Below are 17,791 nucleotides of genomic sequence, written 5' to 3'. Positions count from 1 at the left end.
TCTAAATAGCCTTTTTCAGACACAATACGGCCTTGGACAAGGGGGTGCGGTTCAAGTTGCGCAGGAAGATTGTGGTCTGTTATACTGATCAGACTTCATGGAGGAGAGCCTGTGACCACGACGGAGGCCATACAAGAGCGGCTGGGTACAATTGCCTGTCCGATTTGCCGAAAACAGGAATTCCTCGTCCGGATCAAGACCGAAAGTCCGGATGGAGAAAATGTCTACACGGCGATGTGCGCGGGTTGCCGGTACAGCTTTCCCGTCAGCACCGAGCTCAAACTTTACCAGTTATCGAATCCCGAAATCGTTTCATGGTTGAAGGGATTCCCATGTCCGCAGTGCGGGTTGCGCGGGGCCGAGATGGATTTTCGCTGCACCGTAACCGTCCGTGACAGTCGTCTTTTTCTCCGATGCAAAAATTGCCGTTTTGAGTTCAACGAGTCCATGCCGGCGGAGGCTTACGAATAAAATGACGCCCCAAATGAAACAGGCTCTGGCCGACGTCGCCGGCGCGCTGGAAAAACTGAATCGAACGCTGTCGGACGAACTGGCCGAGATCGAACGCAACGGCGCCACACCTTCGATGATCCAGCATCTCAAGGACGGCATTCGGGCGATCCGGGACAGTGGAAACATGGTGCTGATCTGGGCGGATTACATCGCCCGCGGAGACCTGGAAGACCCCGAAAACCCCGACGTGGTCCGGGATCCGAACCCCCGCTGAGGCGGATTCAAACGGCTCGGCTTGTCAAACGAGCCATCGCCTCGAAATATTTATCGCTGGTCTTTTGTATCACTTCCTTCGGCAGGCTAGGCGCCGGCGGACGGTGGTCCCATGGCAAGGAATCCAGATAGTCGCGAACGAACTGCTTGTCAAAACTGGGTTGAGGTTTTCCGGAGGCATAGCCGTCCGCCGGCCAGAACCGGGAAGAATCCGGGGTCAGAACCTCGTCGATCAGCATGAGCCCCCCCGTCCGCGTATCGAGGCCGAACTCCAACTTGGTGTCGGCGATGATAATGCCGCGGGTGCGCGCGAACTCCGAGGCCCGTTTGTAAACGGCCAGGCTCAAGGACCGCGCCTGTTTCGCGACGGCTTCCCCCACCGCCTCCTTCATTCGGTCGAATGAAATATTCTCGTCATGACCCTCCGCGGCTTTGGTGGACGGCGTGAAAATCGGCTCGGGCAGTTTATCGGACTCCTTCATTCCGGGAGGGAGCGGCAGATCGCAGATCGTCCCGCCCCGGCGGTACTCCTTCCAACCCGAGCCGGACAGGTACCCACGAACGATGCATTCGACCGGAAGGGGCTCGGCCTTCCGCACCAGCATGCTCCGTCCGTCCAAAATCTCTTTAAATCGCCGACAGGGTTCCGGAAATTCCGCGATTTCGGTGGTGATCAGATGATGCGAAAAAGTTTTTTCGGCCGACGCGAACCATTCAAACCAGAATTTTGAAAGTTGAGTCAGAACATATCCTTTTCCGGGAATTCCGTCCGGAAGGACGACGTCGAAGGCCGAGATCCGGTCGCTGGCCACCAGAAGGAGCGCGTCTCCCAGATCGTAAATATCCCGGACCTTCCCCTGTTTTCGGGGTCCCAAAACTTCCAGGTCTGTTTCCAGGACCAACGGACCGTTCCATCGGTTTTGTTTTTTCATAAGGCCTTTCATCGCGTTAACGGAAACAACGGACAGGAACAAACGAAGCCCTCCGGATCACCGGAGGGCTTCGTCATTTCGAAATGGGCAGAAATGGCTCAGATGTTTTGCATAAACCGATTGACGTCTTCCTTGGAGACTTGTTTCGCGGTTTCGGTGGAAGTGGAAGGCGCTCCGCCGATATTGGCCCCGACCGGCACCCGCGTCGGATCCACTTGGTGCAGTCCTCCGAGCACACGCTCGACGATCAACTCCACCGGCATCGTCATCCCGCCGAACACGCGGGGACCGGCGACGATCTGGGCTTGGCACTCCCCGTACAACGCGGTCGAGACTTCCCGGGCCATCCAACCCGGATAATTGAACTCCGGAATTACGATCAACTTGGCCCTGCGGCAGGCCTCCTGCAATTCGAGCGTCGGGAAGGGACGCAACGACCGGATCTTGATCAGTCCGACATGAACCCCCTGTTCATCGAGCAGCCGAACCGCTTCGCGGGATTGCGCCGCCGCGGAACCGGAGGCGATCAGGAAGATATCCGCATCCGGATTGTTCACTTCCAGAAGACCGTCCATGTACCGTCGGATATATTTCTTGGCCCGTTCCTGCGCGGCCCAGATCTCCTGCTGCCAGACGGCATGGATGTTGTAAGACATAAAATTACTTTTTTGAACCGGGGCATCGCGGGAAAGACGCGCCGGCGGATTCTCGGCATCCAGCACCGGGACCGCCCCGTGATAGGCTTCGCGGGGGGGAAGCTTGATATCCTTGGGTGGCATCATGACATAACCGCGCGCGTGAGTGACGAAAAAACCGTCGTAGGCGATGCCCACCGGCAGTGTCACGTCGTTCATTTCCGAGATGATGAACGACTTCAAAATAAAATCGAACACGTCCTGCTGGTTTTCGGCGTGGAACAGGATCATCCCGGTGTTCAGCAAATAGGAGATTTCAATATTGTCCGGCTGGATCGCGAGCGGCGCGTTCACGACGCGGCACGTGAAAATGGCCACGAGGGGAAGACGGTGTCCGGGCCAGGATGCGATCGCTTCGATTCCCCGCAAGGTGCCCGGTCCGGCCGTGGCCGTGAAACACCGGACGCCGGCGCGCGAGGCGCCGGCCATGGCCGACATCACGCCGTACTCTTCCTCGCCGCGATAGTATTCCTTGACATACCCTTCGCCATAAAGCACGCCGATGAGCTGCATCGTCTCGCTTTGAGGGGTGATTGGATAGGCCACGGAAAAATCGACGTTGGCCCGGCGTATCGCTTCCTTTCCGGCTTCCGAACCGGTGATGAAGACCCGCTCCCGGGGGGCTTCGAAAAACAAATGCTCGGGTGAAACCACTCGCTGCTTTTTGGCCTCGGCATGCGGGTCTTTTCCGGCTTGCACTTTCACCGCCGCCGATGTGATCGGATCCCCCTGAGGGTTGGTCTTCTGTTCGGTTTCTGTCGGCTCGCTCATCGTTTTTCCTCCCTTGTCATAGGGGCTCGCGTCGCCCCCTCCCGTCCGCGTCCTCGCCGGGGATCTGCTCAACTTCTAAAACGTGGGCATCTGGCCTTCGCGCAACGGCATCCCCTGTGGCGATCCCGCCATCGACATGGCCAAACCATGGGCCCGAATTCGGGTCCATTCCTCCGGCGTTACAATTTCGCGCTTTCCTCCGCCGTAGGGAGGCCGGGTGGGCGCTGGAATTCCCATGGACTCACGCACTTTCCGAACCGTCTGGGCCAGCCTCCGAATTTTATTCTCATCGGAGTCCCGGGTCGTCAGCATCGCGTCCTCATGCCCCTGCTCTGCGCAGACCGCCACCGTCAGGCAATTGGTCCCGGCCCGGATCATCTTGAGCGTCAGATTGGCGTAGTGGCAGTGCACGCCGATGAAGATGCAGACCTCGATCTTGTTATGCCAGATCGTCAGATTGGGATGATTGGGATTGATTTCTTCTTCCGGTTCGATTTTCGGATATTTAGGGCGGTAGTCCGGCATGGGAATGATCATCACGTCCGGGATCTCGCTGGCAAGTTCCAGCACCGCCTGGCCCTTGATCTTGGCGTGTTCGTTCCAGGCCCACAGGACCAAAGGTCCCGGAAAAATAGTCGGGTTTTTTCGGGTGAGCATCTGTTTGGCAATCTCTTCCATGACGGCCTCTTCGTTCGTTTTCCGGCCGTAGAACAATCCCTCACCCGGATCCGGCAGTTCGATTCCCATCGATGCGGCCGCCGGCGGAACGTAACCCTCCGGTCCAGGTTTCAGCACGTATTGTTCATCTTTTTTTAGAAGATGCTCTTTTTTCAGGTACATGGCTCTCCGCTCGTCGCTTTATTTATTGATGGGTGAGGGTTTGAGGTCTTCCTGCTCGTACGACATGTTCTTAGTGACTTTGGACGTAAACTCCTCAGGCAATTGATCGATCATGACCATCTTGATGGCGTTGTGCTTTGCCATATTGTCGCAGACCCAAACGCACTGTGCGCATCCCTTGCACCGATCCACCGAGACGAAAGCAGTTTTACGGACTTTGTCGTACTGAATCGTATTGGCTTCGGGGCAGAACTGGGTGCAAAGCGTGCAACTGGTGGCACCGCAGATTTGCGGATCGATATTTGCGACAAGGTACATGGGGCTCCTTCGTTTTTAAGTTCGGGTTATTTCCGTCCGGCCTGGGCCGGGACCGCCTTTTCCTTCTTGCCCATCTGCCAACCGTGGGCTTCGGCATAATCCCAGGCGGCATTCACGGCGGCGATGTTTTTTTCGAGCAGCTCTTGTTTATGCTTGAATTTTCTCTCAACGACCGAATCCAGAGACGCCGTGCCGCCCGATACCACGAAGCCCTTTCCCAGGAAACGCTCCTTGACCGCTTGGGCCACCGCTTCCCGTGTCGTCAGTCCGGTAATCCCGGCAATCGCTCCCACCATGGCCATGTTGGTCGCCAGATCCGTCCCGGCGACGTCCAAGGCCATTTGAGTCGCCGCGATATACCGGAATTGGACCCCCCGCTTGACCAGATCGGACATTTCATCCCCGGGCAACGGAATTTCTTCTTTGGAATTGACCAGGATCGTTCCATTGTCCTTGATGCCGAAATGAAACGGCATGGTGTAGGACTTGCCATGGGTGATCACCTGGGGATGAAATACCATAATGATATGGGGAAACATGATCTCGCCGATCTCGTAGATGCGGTCGCTCGAGACCCGGACGTAGGATTCGACCGGGGCCATCCGCTTCTCCGACCCGTAGAAGGGAACGATCGTGCTCTCGCCGCCGGCGTTGATCACGGCGGTCGAGAAGACGTGAGAGGCGGTCACAACGCCCTGACCGCCGACACCGGCCATGCGGATATTGAACCTCATTTCGCCACCTCCGTCGTTGGGATGGCCTTCTTGGCGTATTCCTTGTATCCCCACTTGTCGGCCAGGTACTGTTTGGCTTCTTCGGTGATATATTCCTTGAATTGGTAGCGGTCGTTCTCGACGTTCTTGGCGTCTTCCATGACTTTATCAGTGGGAATGGCGTACTCGATGTTGCAGGAAGTATAGGCCTGAATGTAGGTCGGGCCGACTTCCCGGGCGATCAAGACCGCCTTCTTGATGGCCTGCTCAACCCGCCGCGGGTTGTTGGGCACGACGATCGCGACGTAAGCGCAGCCGGCCGTCTTGGCCAGATCCGGCATATCGATTTTTTCAAACTTCTTCCCCAAGGGGGCCATCTTCAGGACCGACCCGATGTTGGTCATGCCGCTTTCCTGGCCCCCTGTATTTCCGTAGACTTCATTGTCGAGCATGATCGTGGTGAACTTTTCTTTTCGAAACCAGGAATGCATCAGCATCGAAAACCCGATATCGGCCAACCCGCCGTCGCCGGCCATCACCACCACGTCCTTGTGCTTGTCCGGAAAACGGGTCATCAGCCCTCGCTTTAAGCCGGAGGCCACGGCGTTCGTGTCGCCGTAATTGCCGTACACAAACGGGATCGCGGCCTGGGAAAGGGCGAGACGGCCGCAGCCGGCGGTGCCGACGGTAATGGTGTCTTCCGGATTGGGCAAGGCGATGAGAGACAGGCGGATGAAGAGGGTCATGGCGCAGCCGGCGCACATCGGATGCTCTTCGAGAACCTCTTTGAACGTTCCGACCTGTGCGACGGAGACTTTTTTCCCGAACGGACCGTGTTCAACCAGGTCGCGGTAATCCTTAGGCATGTACTTCTCAAAACCTGGAGTTGTCTTCACATAATCTAGACTCATCGCTTGCCTCCTTTACGACGGTTGCGTTTCTTGAAATGCCGGGAAATTTGTGATTATCCTATCGAACTTTACATTTTTCGTCAATGGGCCAAAAGACCTATTCGGCCTTTTATAAAGACCCAGCAGATCCGTCCATTCCCTTATGTTATGGAATAATAAAGACGGAATATTGATCAACCCATTTACTATAGAACACCTGCCATCCCCTAGTCAATATAAAATACGCCGATGCCTCAGTTGCCACACAGGCGGCCCTGGCGTATAATACGCCTCATCGCCATGAACCGGAAAACAGACAGTATTTACGACGAGGTTCTGGAATTCATCCGGCAGCCCGTCCATGGAAAATTTGAGCCGTTGGCGCTCCGGGTTTTTGCGTTTCAGTTCGAACGAAATCCATCCTATCGCCGATACTGTGAAGCCAAAGACAAAACACCGGCCGGCGTCGGGTCCTGGCGCGAGATCCCGGCGGTCCCCACGGCCGCGTTCAAAGAGATCCATTTTGCCTGTGATCGACCCGAAAAGGTGTTCTTCACCAGCGGGACTTCACAGGGACCGGCCAAACGCGGCCGGCATTCGGTCCCGCGGTTGGAAATTTATCGCGCGGCGGTCCTGCCAAATTTCGCGGCTCATCTGCTGCCGGACGGGCTTCTTCCGAGGATGCTGTTTCTGACCGGATCTCCGGAAACATGGCCTCATTCTTCCTTGGCGCACATGATGGAGCTCGTCCATCAAGAATATGGAAGCGGACGCGCGGACTATTACATCGACGGATCCGGCCTTAATATCGACCGCCTTCTCCATTCGTTAAGCGAAGCCTGCGAACGAGACGAGCCGGTGATCCTGACGGGCGTCACGCTCGCCTTCCACCAGATCCTCGAACAGGTCCGGAATCACCGCTTGTCTTTCCGGCTGCCGCCGGGAAGTCGGATCATGGACACGGGAGGGTTTAAAGGCCGGAAGATCGACCTTTCCAAAACCGAGCTCTATCAACGGTACGAAGAGTCGCTGGGAATTCCTCAGACGCATATCGTCAACGAGTACGGCATGACCGAGATGGGCTCGCAGTTTTACGACAACGTTCTGGCGGACCACATCAACGGCGCCTCGGACGATTTCGTCTTCCCGCGACGCAAACGGGTGCCGCCCTGGGTCCGAACGCGGGTGGTGGACCCCGAAACGCTGGACGACCGGCCGCAGGGCTCGACGGGGGTTTTGCGCCATTTTGATCTGGCGAACTGCGGTTCGGTCTCGGCGCTTCAGACGGAAGACATCGGTCGCACGTTCGCGGACGGCTTTGAGGTCACCGGGCGGGCCTCCGGCAGCGAGGCCCGCGGCTGTTCGTTGCTGGTCGAAGAAATCCTGAGGACCCAATGACCGGTCCATTCACGTTCGACGGCTTTTTTCTTCCGCCTCCGATCAAAATCTCGAATTTTTCGGCGCTGTCATTCGGACCGGTTCAAGTCCGACTACCTGTTTTGACCGCCACCACTCTCTCGGACGTCGTTAATCAACTTCTGGCCGCCCAGGATCGGTATCTTTTGGGACAACCCACCGCGGCCCTTGTGGAGATCATTGACGCCGCCGTGGCCCGGTGGCTAAAACCGGACGACCCCGCGCGAAAAATCGCCGAGCGTGTCCTGCCGAATATTACCGGACTTTCTCCCGCCATGGTTCGGGTGGGCCTCACCCGAATGTTGGAGGGCTACCGCAAAGACGCGCTTTACAGGGTGCTCCGTCAGGAGCTGGGGGACGACCGTATTCTGGACGAGTTTAGGCCGAGAATAGAAGATCCGACCCGCCTGACCCGTGCCGTCGGACCCCGAGTCACATCGAATATCCTCGCCGGAAACATCCCCGGCCTCGGAATCGCCGACGTCATTTCAACCCTTCTCACAAAATCGGCCTGCCTCTGCAAGGTCTCTTCCCATGAACCGGTTTCGTCGGTCCTGTTCGCCCAGACGCTCGTTCAGATCGAGCCCCGTCTCGCGAATTGTCTTGCGATGGTTGCCTGGTCCGGAGGCCGTCCCGAATCCCAAAGCCTCGAAGAGGTGGCCATCGGCCGGAGCGAGCTGGTCGTGGCCACCGGAAGCGATGAAGCCGTCGCGGATGTTCGGCTCGCCGCGGCCCGGCATCAAACGGTTTCGGGCCGCTTCATCGGCCACGGGCATCGCGTGAGCCTGGGCCTGATCGGGCGCGAAGCCCTGGACGATCTCAAGCCGGTGGTCCAAGGCGCCGCCGTCGACGTCGCGATGTATGATCAGCAAGGGTGCCTTTCCCCGCACCTGTTTTATGTCGAAACCGGAGGCAACCATTTCCCGCGCCAGTTTGCCAAAACGCTGGCCGAAGCGATGGCCCGGCTGGAAAAGGATCTGCCGCGGGGAACGGTCGACACCCCGACATCCGCACAGCTTCATCAGATCCGGAGCGTGGCCGAGATCAAACAGGCCGACGGGGAGGAGGTGATCGTCTTTGGAAGCGAGACCGGAACGCTCTGGAGCGTCATCTACGAGGCCGATCCGACCTTCCTTCTCTCCCCTCTCTATCGAACCGTCCGGGTCAAACCGATCGATGACCTGGCGCATGTCCCTCCTCTTCTGGAGCCCTGGCGGCCGTATCTGCAGGCGACCGGGCTGATGGTTTCCGAATCCCGCCGTCTCCCCCTGGCCGAGGCCCTGGGACGCGCCGGCATCAACCGGGTCTGCCCGATCGGCCGAATGCAGGAACCCCCGGTTGGATGGCCGCAGGACGGAAAGCGCTTCATCGCGGACCGCCTGCGGTGGGTCGATCTTGAAAAGACGTAAGGAGCAAGGCATGAGGGAAAGAAGGGGAAAAATATTAAAGGACGATTTCTTACGCTACGTCTGCCAGACCTCTTCCACCCCGGCGGGAATCGAGGTGGACCGCGCCGAGGGCTGTTGGATCACCGACCGATCGGGCAAAAAATATCTGGACTTTATCTCCGGCATCGGGGTGGCGAATCTGGGTCACGCCCACCCGGCCGTGGTCAAGGCCGTTGTCGATCAGGCCGCCCGCTATCTTCATGTCATGGTCTACGGCGAGTTCATCCAGGAGCCGCAGGTCCGCCTGGCCGAACGATTGGCCCAGGTCGCCCCCCGGCCGCTGTCGGTCACGTACTTTACGAACAGCGGCACGGAAGCCAATGAAGGCGCGCTCAAAACGGCCAAGAAATACACGAAGCGGAAAAAAATCGTCGCGTTCAAGGGCGGCTTTCACGGCGATTCCCAGGGTTCGCTCTCCGTGACGGGTCGCGAGGTGTATCAGAAACCGTTCCGTCCGCTGCTGCCCGATGTCACCTTTCTCCCGTTTAACAGGTCTCAATCGCTGAAGGTCATCGATCGTCGGACGGCCGCCGTGATCATCGAGCCGATCCAGGGCGAGGGCGGCGTGATCGTGCCGGAGGATGATTTCCTCCCGGCCCTCCGAAAACGCTGCGACGAGACCGGCGCCATTCTGATCTTCGATGAAGTGATGACCGGCATGGGCCGGACCGGAAAGCTCTTCGGCTGCCAACACTGGAACATCGTGCCGGACATTCTCGTTCTGGCCAAGGCCCTCGGCGGCGGAATGCCGCTGGGCGCCTTTGTGGGCCGACCGAAAATCATGAAGACATTGTCTGAGGATCCGCCTCTCTCCCACGTGACGACGTTCGGGGGCCATCCGGTCTGCTGCGCCGCGGGGCTGGCCTCGCTGGATTTTCTGATCGAGAACAAAATACCGGAACGCGCCGGACGGCTCGGTCAATACCTGACGGACCGATTAAAAGAACTGTCGGGGATCGGCGGCGTGAAGGACGTGCGGGGCAAAGGATTGTTAATCGGTCTTGAGTTGAACCATGCCAAGCTAACGGAACGGTTTGTCGCAAACTGCCGCGAAGCCGGCTTGATCCTTGGCTGGACGCTTCATTCCGATACGGTCATCCGGCTGGCGCCGCCCCTCATTATGATTGAACACGAAATGGATCGCGGAATTGGCATTATGCGGACCGCGCTCTCCAAGGCCTTGGACGAATAAACCGCCTTATCCGAACACCTCCCGCCCGCGTCGAATCACCTCGTCCAGTTCCTCCGGGCTCAACGGCTTCTGATCCAGATAATCGTTGAAGGCCAGGATGAAAGCCCGGGGCACGTCGACGGTCTTTTGAAGCCGGCGGAGCATCTTCTTTTCAAAGCGTCGCGACTCGTTCGGGGAAGGCCAGTCACGAAAAAGAAGCTGGCAGGCTTGACCGAAGGCTCCCCGCCACGGCTGCAGTGCCTCGGACGTGTTCTGCCGGGAGATTTTGAGGAGGAAGCGGTAGGCCGAGACCAATCGCGAAAGATCATCCTTTTGTCGCTTTTTAAACAGTCGCCACACGATAGGGATGGAACCCGCCGATCCGGGATGGAGGTTTATTTATAACTTTCTTCTTCGGAAGGAAACTTTCCAAGCTCGACTTCTTCCTTGTACCGCCGGATGGCCTCAAGAGCCTGGGACTTGAGATTGGCGTACGTCTTGACGAAGGTGGGATGAAATCGCTCAAACAGACCCAACAAATCATGCAGCACCAGGACCTGCCCGTCGCAGTGAGGTCCGGCCCCGATTCCAATGGTGGGGATCGAAAGGGTCTTGGTGATCTTCCGGCCCAGTTCCAGAGGGATGCCCTCAAGGACGATCCCGAACGCGCCGGCCTCTTCGACCGCACGGGCGTCGCTCATAATGCGCTCGGCCACCATCGGCTCCCGGCCCTGGACCTTGTAACCTCCCATGCGATGGACCGACTGCGGCGTCAGGCCGACATGGCCCATGACGGGAATATCCATTCGGGCCAACGCCCGGATGCGATCGACAACTCCTTCGCCCCCTTCCAGCTTCACCGCCGAGGCGCCGGCCTGAATAAAACGGCATGCATTGCGGACGGCGTCCTCGATGCCGGGCTGAAACGACATGAAGGGCATGTCCCCGATCACCAGCGCATGCTCGACCGCGCGGGACGAGATTCGGGTATGGTACAGCATCTCGTCCATGGTCACCGGAAGCGTGTTGCTGTTTCCCTGAACCACGACACCCAAGGAATCGCCGACTAAAATCATGTCGATGCCCGCTTCGTCCACGATCTGGGCGAACGGGAAATCATATGCGGTGAGCATGGTGAGCTTTTTGCCCTCGCGTTTCTTTTTAAGCAGATCGAGTACCGTGATCTTGGACATAGGCGCTACCGGCTTCTCCCGGCCGCTTCCAGGGTGTTCTGCAGCAACATGGCGATCGTCATGGGACCGACCCCGCCGGGCACGGGCGTGATCCAACCGGCTTTTTGGGAGACCGGCTCGTAATCCACATCCCCGACCAGCTTGCCGTCCGGGAGGCGGTTGATGCCCACGTCGATCACGGCCGCGCCGTTCTTGACCATGTCGGCCGTGATGAACCTGGGCTTGCCGATCGCGGCGATCAGGATGTCTCCTTCCCGACAAACCGCTCCGATGTCGCGGGTTCGCGAGTGGCAGACCGTGATCGTGGCGTTCCGGTGCATCAATAACAGTCCGACCGGCCGGCCGACAAGATTGCTCCGTCCGACGATCACGGCCCGTCGGCCTTCGATCGGGATCTTGTGATAATCCAGGATTGCCATGACCCCCGCCGGCGTGCAGGGCACGAACACCGGCGAGCCCATCGTGAGATGGCCCACGTTGTTGGGATGCAGCCCGTCCACGTCCTTCTTCGGGGAAACGGCATACAACACCTGTTCGGTATCGAGATGCTTCGGCAGCGGAAGCTGCACCAGGATGCCGTGGATCTTCGGATCGTTGTTGAGCTGAAGGATCAGATTGAGCAGGTCTTCCTGTTTTGTGGAGGCCGGAAGTTTGTGCTCTTCGGAATAGATTCCGACCTCCTCGCAGGCCTTCCGTTTGTTCCGAACGTAGATCACCGAGGCGGGGTTGTCGCCGACCAGCACCGCGGCCAGTCCGGGCGTTCGGCCCTCCGCCTTTAACACCGCCACGTTTTCTTTAATCCGGCCTTTGATTTCGGCCGAGATCTTTTTACCGTCGATGATTTCGGTCACATATCCCTCGTGCTTCCCGTTGAAGGGGAGCGGGTGCCATGCGCCCCGGGTTCATCCGCCATGACATCACGCTTTTCTACAATCCATCGTTCGTTTCTCCGTGATGACCCAGTTCATCCGGACATCATGATCGTCCGTTGGAAGCGCTTCAACCAGTTGCAGTTCGAACGCCAGTCCGATGATCGGAACCCGTTCCGCGACCGGCGTCAGAAGCCGGTCGTAATAACCCGCGCCCTGTCCCAAGCGGTTGCCGCGCGGGTCAAAAGCGATCCCCGGCACGACGAACAGATCCATCCGCTCGAACCCGACCGGCCGAAAGGCGCCGGACACCGGTTCCGGAATTCCGATCGGTCCCGGTGAAAGTTCTCGGACCGGATCCTTTAATTCGGAGAGCACCAAGCGTCTGGATGCCGGATCCATTTTCGGCACGGTGACGTGTTTTCCGCCCGACAAGGCATGCGCGATCATGCCCGTCGTCTCGACCTCGCTGCCGTATGAGACGTAGAAATGAATCCATCCGGCGCGACGCACGGCTTCCAGCTCAAACAGTTTTTGAAGGATATCGGCGCTCCGAACGACCCGCTGGCCCGTCGTGAGTTTGTTGCGGAGGGCCAGAACCTCTCCGCGCAGCCGCCGCTTCTCCTCTTCAATCGTCGACACCTTCGTCTTGGGGCCTGAACCACGGGTAGGATAACAGTCGGGCTGTTTGCTTGTCAATACGACGGATCGGAAAGCGGGCATGTCCTGCGACGCATTCCTACGGCAGGAGGGTAAACTCATGGTATCCAGAGGTCTGGTTGTCCGCCTTTGTTACGGTAACGCGGTACGTAACATTGGTTTGCAGATCAACCTCTGTTTGTACGATTGGCGTAACGATCGTGGAGAGCGAGCCCTGCTGCCATGGGGATTGAAGCGCATCTGTATTAGTATTGGTTGCGATTCCCCAGACAATGGTATTCAGGTCCGTCGTCCGGGCCACCGTAATGGTCGCGGCGTTCACAGCAGTGCCGGTAATGTCCGTCCAAAGATAGAGGGGTCTCGATGCGGGGTTGCCCGGCGCCACCGTGACCACAAGATCCCCACCGGCCGCTCCCTCCTGAACGTTGCTGTTGGAATTATTATCTTTACCGCAGCCTGCCAAAAGAGCAGGAATCAATAGAATAAGAAATCCGAACTTACCCATCCGCGCAAATCTCCGCATGCAACTTCGATCAAAATCCCATCGAGACCTGGGCGATGTTCCGCCGATCCGGCCGTTGTCCCGCGTAGGCCCCGATCTCTTCAATGTAGTAAGCGTAGCTGGCCTTCAGGACCCAGAGGTCCACCGTAAAACCGTAACTCGGATATCCCTGATGCAACCCGGCGCGAAGCGCGACGAGCATCGGGAGTTTGTATTCTACTCCAGCGTTGATCCGTTTGGCAAGATCGTGGTCTTCCCCCAATTGATTTGTCACATCGATGACGTCCAAAGCCAGGAGCAATTTCCCGAAGCCGACCGGCGGGTGGAGGGCGGCGCCCAGATTCAGCTGCTGCTCCAGTTTGCCGGCGTCCCCCAGATTCACATTCCCGATGTTTTGAAGGGAAACGCCGAACGCCGGCTCAAGAAAGACCGGCGGCGCATAGATCGCCCCCAGATCCACGCCGACGCCGTTGCCGCTTTGAAGATCCCGGCTCAGATCGATCCCGTCCTGCTCGACGAGATCACTGGTGGTATAGGTCTTGTCGAGCATGCGGCGGTTGATCAGCTTGCCGGTCATTCCGACCTGGAGCGGGGCGTTGAACAGATTGAACCCGTAGGCGCCGGAGGCCACCAGGGCCAGATCGTAGCCGCCGCGCAGCTGCAGCGTATTGACGCCGAGCGGGTTGTGGACCTCGCCGTCGAACGTCGCCTGGCCCAGGAATCCGATCCCGAAATTATGCATCGTGACATTGGGGAATAATCCCGTTCGAAGATGGAGATGTTGTCCAAGCCAATTTTCGAGCAAGGTGGCGGCCAGATCGGCCTGTTCCGTATCGGACTGGGCATTCGAGACGTCCTTGACGTCGTTGTAAAAGGATTTGATGTTTTTGCTGGCCTCCACATAGGGATTCAGGATCCCGACGCCTCCAAACCCCTTGATGCTGTTGAGACCGGCCGGATTGTAGAACATCGCATTTTCATCGTCCGCCACGGCCGTGAAGGCCCCGCCCATACCCAGCGGCCGGATGCCCTTGTAGAAAATGGGCAGCTCGTCCGCAAGAACATCATCCGCGAGGAGAATTCCGCCGATAAGTATGATCGATACCCATGCGGTTTTTTTCCGGTTCAGCATCGGTCCTCCTCATTATGATAATTGCATTTTGGGCTCATCCGGTCAGGTGCAGGTCGCCTGCCCGGCCGAAACAATCCCCTGATTTTGAAGGTATTGCAAAATATCGGGACAACTGATGGGATCCGATGGAGTCGCGCTGTTCATATCGGTCAGAACGGTATTGACCGAATCGGTCACATCCGATGCGACTCCCAGATCGGTCAAGGTTTGAGCCGAATCCTGCAAGGCGTTGATGATGTCGGTCGCGTCCTGGGGGGAAATCTGACAGTTCGCGAAGGCGTTCGATCCCTGCTGCTGGACGCAGTCGGCGACGCCGTCGGCATAGTTTAGAATATCGACGACGGTCAGAACCGCCTGGACCAACGAAACAATAGACAGCTTAAATCCCGCATCCGGATTATTTTTAAAGGCCAGGGGGGGATGCGCATTCGGATCCTGGGCCAACAGCCCCTTGGCCGTCGAAAGATCCGCGGGCCAGGTCGAGCTGATCGTCTCCACGGCCTTATCCGCAATGGTCTGGAAGAGTTGATCGTTGGTAATCGTTCCGGCCCCAAAGTCGGCCGCGACGTGGATCAATGCGGTGACATTGAATCCGGCCCGGCAGGTATACGCGGCGGCCAGGTTGATCCGCGCATCGGCATCGTTCGGATCGTGGTCAAAGACTTCGGTGAAGTTATCGATCGCGGTTTGGCAATCGCCCCGGTCCAGCGCCGTCTGGCCGTTCTGAATCTTGGCCTGAATCGAATGGTCGTCCGCCAACCCTCCGAGAACGTTATTGTGGTCTCCGCAACCGGAGAGCCAAAGCACCGTCAGACCCGCCAACACAACGGACCGCATTTCAAACACGCGCATCGCGATTCCCTCCCGTCAGCCGTGAGCCGGATTTCGATGGATTCTTGAAATTGATTATAGCACAGGATTGGCCGGGTACCCGGGCGGAGGAAGGGTCCCGGCGGTCAAAATCAGTCCACGGGCACAGAAGACGAGCCGGACTCGATGGTCATGCGAAGGTCGCCGGCCCGATAGGCCCGGAGGAAGGCGGCCACGACTTTTTCATCCAACTGAGTCCCCGCGAGCTTCAGAAGCTCCTCCACCGCCGTCGGGACGGAGCGTCCCTTTCGGTAGGGCCGATCGGTCGTCATGGCATCGAAACAATCCGCCACGGCGATGATGCGCGCGATGAGGGGAATCTGATCGCCCTTCAATCCTCCGGGATAACCGGTCCCGTCGTATTCCTCGTGGTGATGCATGATCCCGGGAACAATTTTGCGCAACTGCTTCACGTGATCGACGATTTTAAACCCGATGGTGGTGTGTTCTTGCATGCGCCGACGTTCCGCGTCTTCGAGTTTGCCCGGCTTTTGAAGGATGCTGTCCTCGATTCCGATCTTGCCGATGTCGTGCAGCATCGCCGCGAGCTTCAGGTTGTCCAGTTCCGGACCGGAGAGATGGAGCAGCTTTCCCATCGCCATCGAATAAGCTAAAACGCGACGCGTATGGCCCGCCGTATAGGCATCCTTCGCCTCAATGGCATCCCCCAACGCCCCGGCCGTTCCGAAAAAGGTCTCCCGCAGTTCCTTGTAGAGATTTGCGTTGTCGACGGCAATGGCGACCTGGTCGGCGAGGCTTTGGAATTCCTCCAGATCCCAATTGGAGAAGGTCTGCCGGTCCAATTTATTGATCGCCTGCAACACGCCGATGATCCGATCCCGGATCTTGACCGGAACGCAAATCATATTGCGGGTCACGAACGCGCTTTTTTCATCGACCTTTCGAACAAAACGCGGATCCTTCTGCGCATCCGCCACGATCGCCGGTTCCCCGGTCTTGGCCACCCAGCCGGCGATGCCTTCCCCGATTTTGAGACGGATCTCTTTGACCCGCTTACCCCGGTCGCCCAGGTCGACGTCAAAATACAACTCGCCGGTCGCCTCATCGATCAGGAGGAGGGATCCGACCTCCGCCTCCATCAACCGCGTAGCCGCCTCCACCGCCCGCTTCTTGACCTCTTTTTCGTCGAGCGTCGAATTGAGCAGCCGGCTGATCTCTTTCAAGGTCCTGAGTTTCCGGACCTTGCTGTCGTATTTTTCAAAGAGTCTCGTGTTCTCGATCACGGTGGCCACCTGGACCGCGATCGCATCCAGAAGATTCAGATCCTCCCGCCGAAACGGCCTTCGGTCTTTTCGATTCAAGATTTCCAGGACGCCCAGCACCCGTCGGGAGATTTTCAGCGGCACGCAGAGTATATTTTGGGCGGCCGACCCGATTTCCGGACCGAACTCCTTTTTGACCATCCGTTCATGTTCGGTGTCGCCCGTAAAGTACCGATAACCGGTTCGAACAACCCAGCCGGCAACTCCTTCCCCGACCGGGAGATGCTTTCCGACGCGCCCTTCCGACCCTTTTCCTTTGCAGGCCACGAAGACCAGGTCGTTGGTGACCTCATCCCGCAGAAGGATCGATCCGGCCTTCGTCCGGGTCAGTTTCAGAATCACGCCGAGGTAGTAATCGTAAAGTCGATCGGGGGACTGAGCCTCCAACGGTATGCGGCTAAGGCCCTGAAGAACTTCCCGCTTGGCCCGCTCGAGGGATAATTCTCTTTTCAACCGCAGCACGGCGCCGGTTTGATCCGTGCTCCGCCTTCCTTTGGAGGCCCGTTTCGTGATCATGATTATGGCCTTTTACTGGATGGGTCCGACTATGTCTTAGAAGGATCGGCCGGTCATGGCCTGCTTTAAGCGCTTCACAAACGCCGAGACTACGAATGGAAGCTCGGGGTCTTCCAAATGCTGCTCGATCAGCCGAACAATCGCGCTGCCCACAATCACGCCGTCCGCCATTTCCCCCAGGGCCTTGGCCTGCTCCGGAGTCGATATTCCGAAACCGATGGCAACCGGCTTATCCGTCATACGGCGGATCATCGACAGCCGGGTCCGGACCTCGGAAAGGTCTTTAAGCGATGATCCCGTGATGCCGGTCAAGGAGACGTAGTATAGAAACCCTTGGGTCTGTTTGGCTAAAAACTTGAGCCGGTTCACCGGGGTGGTGGGCGCGGACAACAAGATCCAATTCAATCCGCATCGGCGGCTCTCCTCCAACACGGCGCGACCTTCTTCCGGTGGAAGATCCGGAATGATGAGCCCGTCCACGCCGGCCCGTTCCGCGGCCTTGAATAAATTCTCGACGCCGAGTTTAAGCACCGGATTGTAGTAGGTCATCAAAATCAGAGGAATGTTCGTCTTCTTACGAAGATCCGCGACCAAACTTAAAATATCCTTCAAAGATGTTTTGCATTTCAAGGATCGCTGACCGGCCCGCTGGATCACGGGGCCGTCCGCGATCGGATCGGAAAACGGGACGCCCAGTTCGATCATGTCGGCGCCCGCTTTTTCCATCGCCAGCACCATCTCTTTCGTCCGTTCCAACCGGGGATCTCCGGCCATAATATACGGGATAAGCGCTTTTTCTTTTTTGGACCGTAACTCTGCAAAAATTTTATCGATGCCGGACATGGC

20 protein-coding genes are annotated in these 17,791 nt (G+C 58.0%); 5 read left to right on the top strand and 15 right to left on the bottom strand.

What is annotated here, in order from left to right; all coding sequences use genetic code 11:
* Window positions 1-111 precede the first annotated feature (111 nt).
* Window positions 112-471 carry a hypothetical protein gene (locus VLY20_03110; GenBank protein HUK55628.1) on the top strand — a complete coding sequence of 120 codons (360 nt, stop codon included), beginning with the start codon at window positions 112-114 and terminating at the stop codon, window positions 469-471.
* 1 nt (window position 472) lies between these two features.
* On the top strand, window positions 473-727 hold the full coding sequence (locus tag VLY20_03105; GenBank protein ID HUK55627.1) for a hypothetical protein: 255 nt from the start codon (window positions 473-475) through the stop codon (window positions 725-727).
* A gap of 7 nt (window positions 728-734) precedes the next feature.
* Here VLY20_03105 and VLY20_03100 read toward each other — a convergent pair whose 3' ends face one another.
* The 6 genes from VLY20_03100 to VLY20_03075 form a co-directional block, all read right to left on the bottom strand.
* Entirely contained in the window at window positions 735-1,658 is a 924-nt protein-coding gene (locus VLY20_03100) for a phosphoribosylaminoimidazolesuccinocarboxamide synthase (GenBank protein HUK55626.1), read from the bottom strand.
* A gap of 98 nt (window positions 1,659-1,756) precedes the next feature.
* The gene (locus VLY20_03095) at window positions 1,757-3,124 is read right to left on the bottom strand and encodes a transketolase C-terminal domain-containing protein (protein ID HUK55625.1); all 1,368 of its coding nucleotides are present in this window, start codon (window positions 3,122-3,124) and stop codon (window positions 1,757-1,759) included.
* Window positions 3,125-3,199: 75 nt separating this feature from the next.
* Entirely contained in the window at window positions 3,200-3,964 is a 765-nt protein-coding gene (locus tag VLY20_03090) for a carbon monoxide dehydrogenase beta subunit family protein (GenBank protein HUK55624.1), read from the bottom strand.
* 18 nt (window positions 3,965-3,982) lie between these two features.
* Entirely contained in the window at window positions 3,983-4,282 is a 300-nt protein-coding gene (locus tag VLY20_03085; GenBank protein ID HUK55623.1) for a 4Fe-4S dicluster domain-containing protein, read from the bottom strand.
* Window positions 4,283-4,308: 26 nt separating this feature from the next.
* Window positions 4,309-5,016, bottom strand: coding sequence for a 2-oxoacid:acceptor oxidoreductase family protein (locus VLY20_03080; protein HUK55622.1), 708 nt, complete (start codon window positions 5,014-5,016; stop codon window positions 4,309-4,311).
* Window positions 5,013-5,906, bottom strand: coding sequence for a thiamine pyrophosphate-dependent enzyme (locus VLY20_03075; GenBank protein ID HUK55621.1), 894 nt, complete (start codon window positions 5,904-5,906; stop codon window positions 5,013-5,015). Before VLY20_03075 ends, VLY20_03080 begins: the two co-directional genes overlap by 4 nt.
* 279 nt (window positions 5,907-6,185) lie before the next feature.
* Here VLY20_03075 and VLY20_03070 point away from each other — a divergent pair, with 279 nt between their 5' ends.
* The 3 genes from VLY20_03070 to VLY20_03060 are packed head-to-tail and all read left to right on the top strand — an operon-like array spanning window position 6,186 to window position 9,941.
* Window positions 6,186-7,283 (top strand): long-chain fatty acid--CoA ligase, encoded by a 1,098-nt coding sequence (locus VLY20_03070; GenBank protein HUK55620.1) that lies wholly within the window; start codon window positions 6,186-6,188, stop codon window positions 7,281-7,283.
* Window positions 7,280-8,710 carry an acyl-CoA reductase gene (locus tag VLY20_03065; protein ID HUK55619.1) on the top strand — a complete coding sequence of 477 codons (1,431 nt, stop codon included), beginning with the start codon at window positions 7,280-7,282 and terminating at the stop codon, window positions 8,708-8,710. The genes VLY20_03070 and VLY20_03065 overlap by 4 nt, the downstream gene beginning before the upstream one ends.
* Before the next feature lie 10 nt (window positions 8,711-8,720).
* Window positions 8,721-9,941 (top strand): aspartate aminotransferase family protein, encoded by a 1,221-nt coding sequence (locus VLY20_03060; protein HUK55618.1) that lies wholly within the window; start codon window positions 8,721-8,723, stop codon window positions 9,939-9,941.
* Between the two features lie 6 nt (window positions 9,942-9,947).
* On the opposite strand, the gene VLY20_03055 is transcribed toward VLY20_03060, so the two are convergent.
* The 9 genes from VLY20_03055 to trpA all read right to left on the bottom strand — a co-directional run bounded on the left by VLY20_03055 (window position 9,948) and on the right by trpA (window position 17,788).
* Window positions 9,948-10,280 (bottom strand): hypothetical protein, encoded by a 333-nt coding sequence (locus VLY20_03055; protein ID HUK55617.1) that lies wholly within the window; start codon window positions 10,278-10,280, stop codon window positions 9,948-9,950.
* 35 nt (window positions 10,281-10,315) lie between these two features.
* Window positions 10,316-11,113 carry a 3-methyl-2-oxobutanoate hydroxymethyltransferase gene (gene panB, locus VLY20_03050; GenBank protein ID HUK55616.1) on the bottom strand — a complete coding sequence of 266 codons (798 nt, stop codon included), beginning with the start codon at window positions 11,111-11,113 and terminating at the stop codon, window positions 10,316-10,318.
* A gap of 5 nt (window positions 11,114-11,118) precedes the next feature.
* Window positions 11,119-11,964, bottom strand: a complete 846-nt coding sequence (gene folD / locus VLY20_03045; GenBank protein ID HUK55615.1) for a bifunctional methylenetetrahydrofolate dehydrogenase/methenyltetrahydrofolate cyclohydrolase FolD — start codon at window positions 11,962-11,964, stop codon at window positions 11,119-11,121.
* A gap of 66 nt (window positions 11,965-12,030) precedes the next feature.
* Window positions 12,031-12,624, bottom strand: a complete 594-nt coding sequence (locus VLY20_03040; GenBank protein HUK55614.1) for a 5-formyltetrahydrofolate cyclo-ligase — start codon at window positions 12,622-12,624, stop codon at window positions 12,031-12,033.
* Window positions 12,625-12,721: 97 nt separating this feature from the next.
* On the bottom strand, window positions 12,722-13,147 hold the full coding sequence (locus VLY20_03035; GenBank protein ID HUK55613.1) for a hypothetical protein: 426 nt from the start codon (window positions 13,145-13,147) through the stop codon (window positions 12,722-12,724).
* Between the two features lie 28 nt (window positions 13,148-13,175).
* Window positions 13,176-14,276 carry a hypothetical protein gene (locus VLY20_03030; protein ID HUK55612.1) on the bottom strand — a complete coding sequence of 367 codons (1,101 nt, stop codon included), beginning with the start codon at window positions 14,274-14,276 and terminating at the stop codon, window positions 13,176-13,178.
* A gap of 42 nt (window positions 14,277-14,318) precedes the next feature.
* On the bottom strand, window positions 14,319-15,128 hold the full coding sequence (locus tag VLY20_03025) for a hypothetical protein (GenBank protein HUK55611.1): 810 nt from the start codon (window positions 15,126-15,128) through the stop codon (window positions 14,319-14,321).
* A 110-nt stretch (window positions 15,129-15,238) separates the two neighbouring features.
* On the bottom strand, window positions 15,239-16,945 hold the full coding sequence (locus VLY20_03020) for an HD domain-containing phosphohydrolase (GenBank protein HUK55610.1): 1,707 nt from the start codon (window positions 16,943-16,945) through the stop codon (window positions 15,239-15,241).
* Between the two features lie 36 nt (window positions 16,946-16,981).
* A complete protein-coding gene (trpA, locus tag VLY20_03015) occupies window positions 16,982-17,788 on the bottom strand; it encodes a tryptophan synthase subunit alpha (protein ID HUK55609.1) in 807 nt (268 codons plus the stop codon).
* Window positions 17,789-17,791 lie beyond the last annotated feature (3 nt).

This window comes from Nitrospiria bacterium, from assembly GCA_035517655.1.
Taxonomy (GTDB): Bacteria; Nitrospirota; Nitrospiria; order JACQBZ01; family JACQBZ01; genus JACQBZ01.
Note: the sequence above shows the minus strand (reverse complement) of the source record. Positions and strands in the feature narration are given on the sequence as shown.

What these genes read in the sequence shown, in the direction of transcription:
- VLY20_03105 (HUK55627.1), top strand. Translation starts at nt 473, where the DNA reads ATGACGCCCCAAATGAAACAGGCTCTGGCCGACGTCGCCGGCGCGCTG.
- VLY20_03100 (HUK55626.1), bottom strand. Translation starts at nt 1,658, where the DNA reads ATGAAAAAACAAAACCGATGGAACGGTCCGTTGGTCCTGGAAACAGAC.
- VLY20_03095 (HUK55625.1), bottom strand. Translation starts at nt 3,124, where the DNA reads ATGAGCGAGCCGACAGAAACCGAACAGAAGACCAACCCTCAGGGGGAT.
- VLY20_03090 (HUK55624.1), bottom strand. Translation starts at nt 3,964, where the DNA reads ATGTACCTGAAAAAAGAGCATCTTCTAAAAAAAGATGAACAATACGTG.
- VLY20_03085 (HUK55623.1), bottom strand. Translation starts at nt 4,282, where the DNA reads ATGTACCTTGTCGCAAATATCGATCCGCAAATCTGCGGTGCCACCAGT.
- VLY20_03080 (HUK55622.1), bottom strand. Translation starts at nt 5,016, where the DNA reads ATGAGGTTCAATATCCGCATGGCCGGTGTCGGCGGTCAGGGCGTTGTG.
- VLY20_03075 (HUK55621.1), bottom strand. Translation starts at nt 5,906, where the DNA reads ATGAGTCTAGATTATGTGAAGACAACTCCAGGTTTTGAGAAGTACATG.
- VLY20_03070 (HUK55620.1), top strand. Translation starts at nt 6,186, where the DNA reads ATGAACCGGAAAACAGACAGTATTTACGACGAGGTTCTGGAATTCATC.
- VLY20_03065 (HUK55619.1), top strand. Translation starts at nt 7,280, where the DNA reads ATGACCGGTCCATTCACGTTCGACGGCTTTTTTCTTCCGCCTCCGATC.
- VLY20_03060 (HUK55618.1), top strand. Translation starts at nt 8,721, where the DNA reads ATGAGGGAAAGAAGGGGAAAAATATTAAAGGACGATTTCTTACGCTAC.
- panB (HUK55616.1), bottom strand. Translation starts at nt 11,113, where the DNA reads ATGTCCAAGATCACGGTACTCGATCTGCTTAAAAAGAAACGCGAGGGC.
- VLY20_03035 (HUK55613.1), bottom strand. Translation starts at nt 13,147, where the DNA reads ATGGGTAAGTTCGGATTTCTTATTCTATTGATTCCTGCTCTTTTGGCA.
- VLY20_03030 (HUK55612.1), bottom strand. Translation starts at nt 14,276, where the DNA reads ATGCTGAACCGGAAAAAAACCGCATGGGTATCGATCATACTTATCGGC.
- VLY20_03025 (HUK55611.1), bottom strand. Translation starts at nt 15,128, where the DNA reads ATGCGCGTGTTTGAAATGCGGTCCGTTGTGTTGGCGGGTCTGACGGTG.
- VLY20_03020 (HUK55610.1), bottom strand. Translation starts at nt 16,945, where the DNA reads ATGATCACGAAACGGGCCTCCAAAGGAAGGCGGAGCACGGATCAAACC.
- trpA (HUK55609.1), bottom strand. Translation starts at nt 17,788, where the DNA reads ATGTCCGGCATCGATAAAATTTTTGCAGAGTTACGGTCCAAAAAAGAA.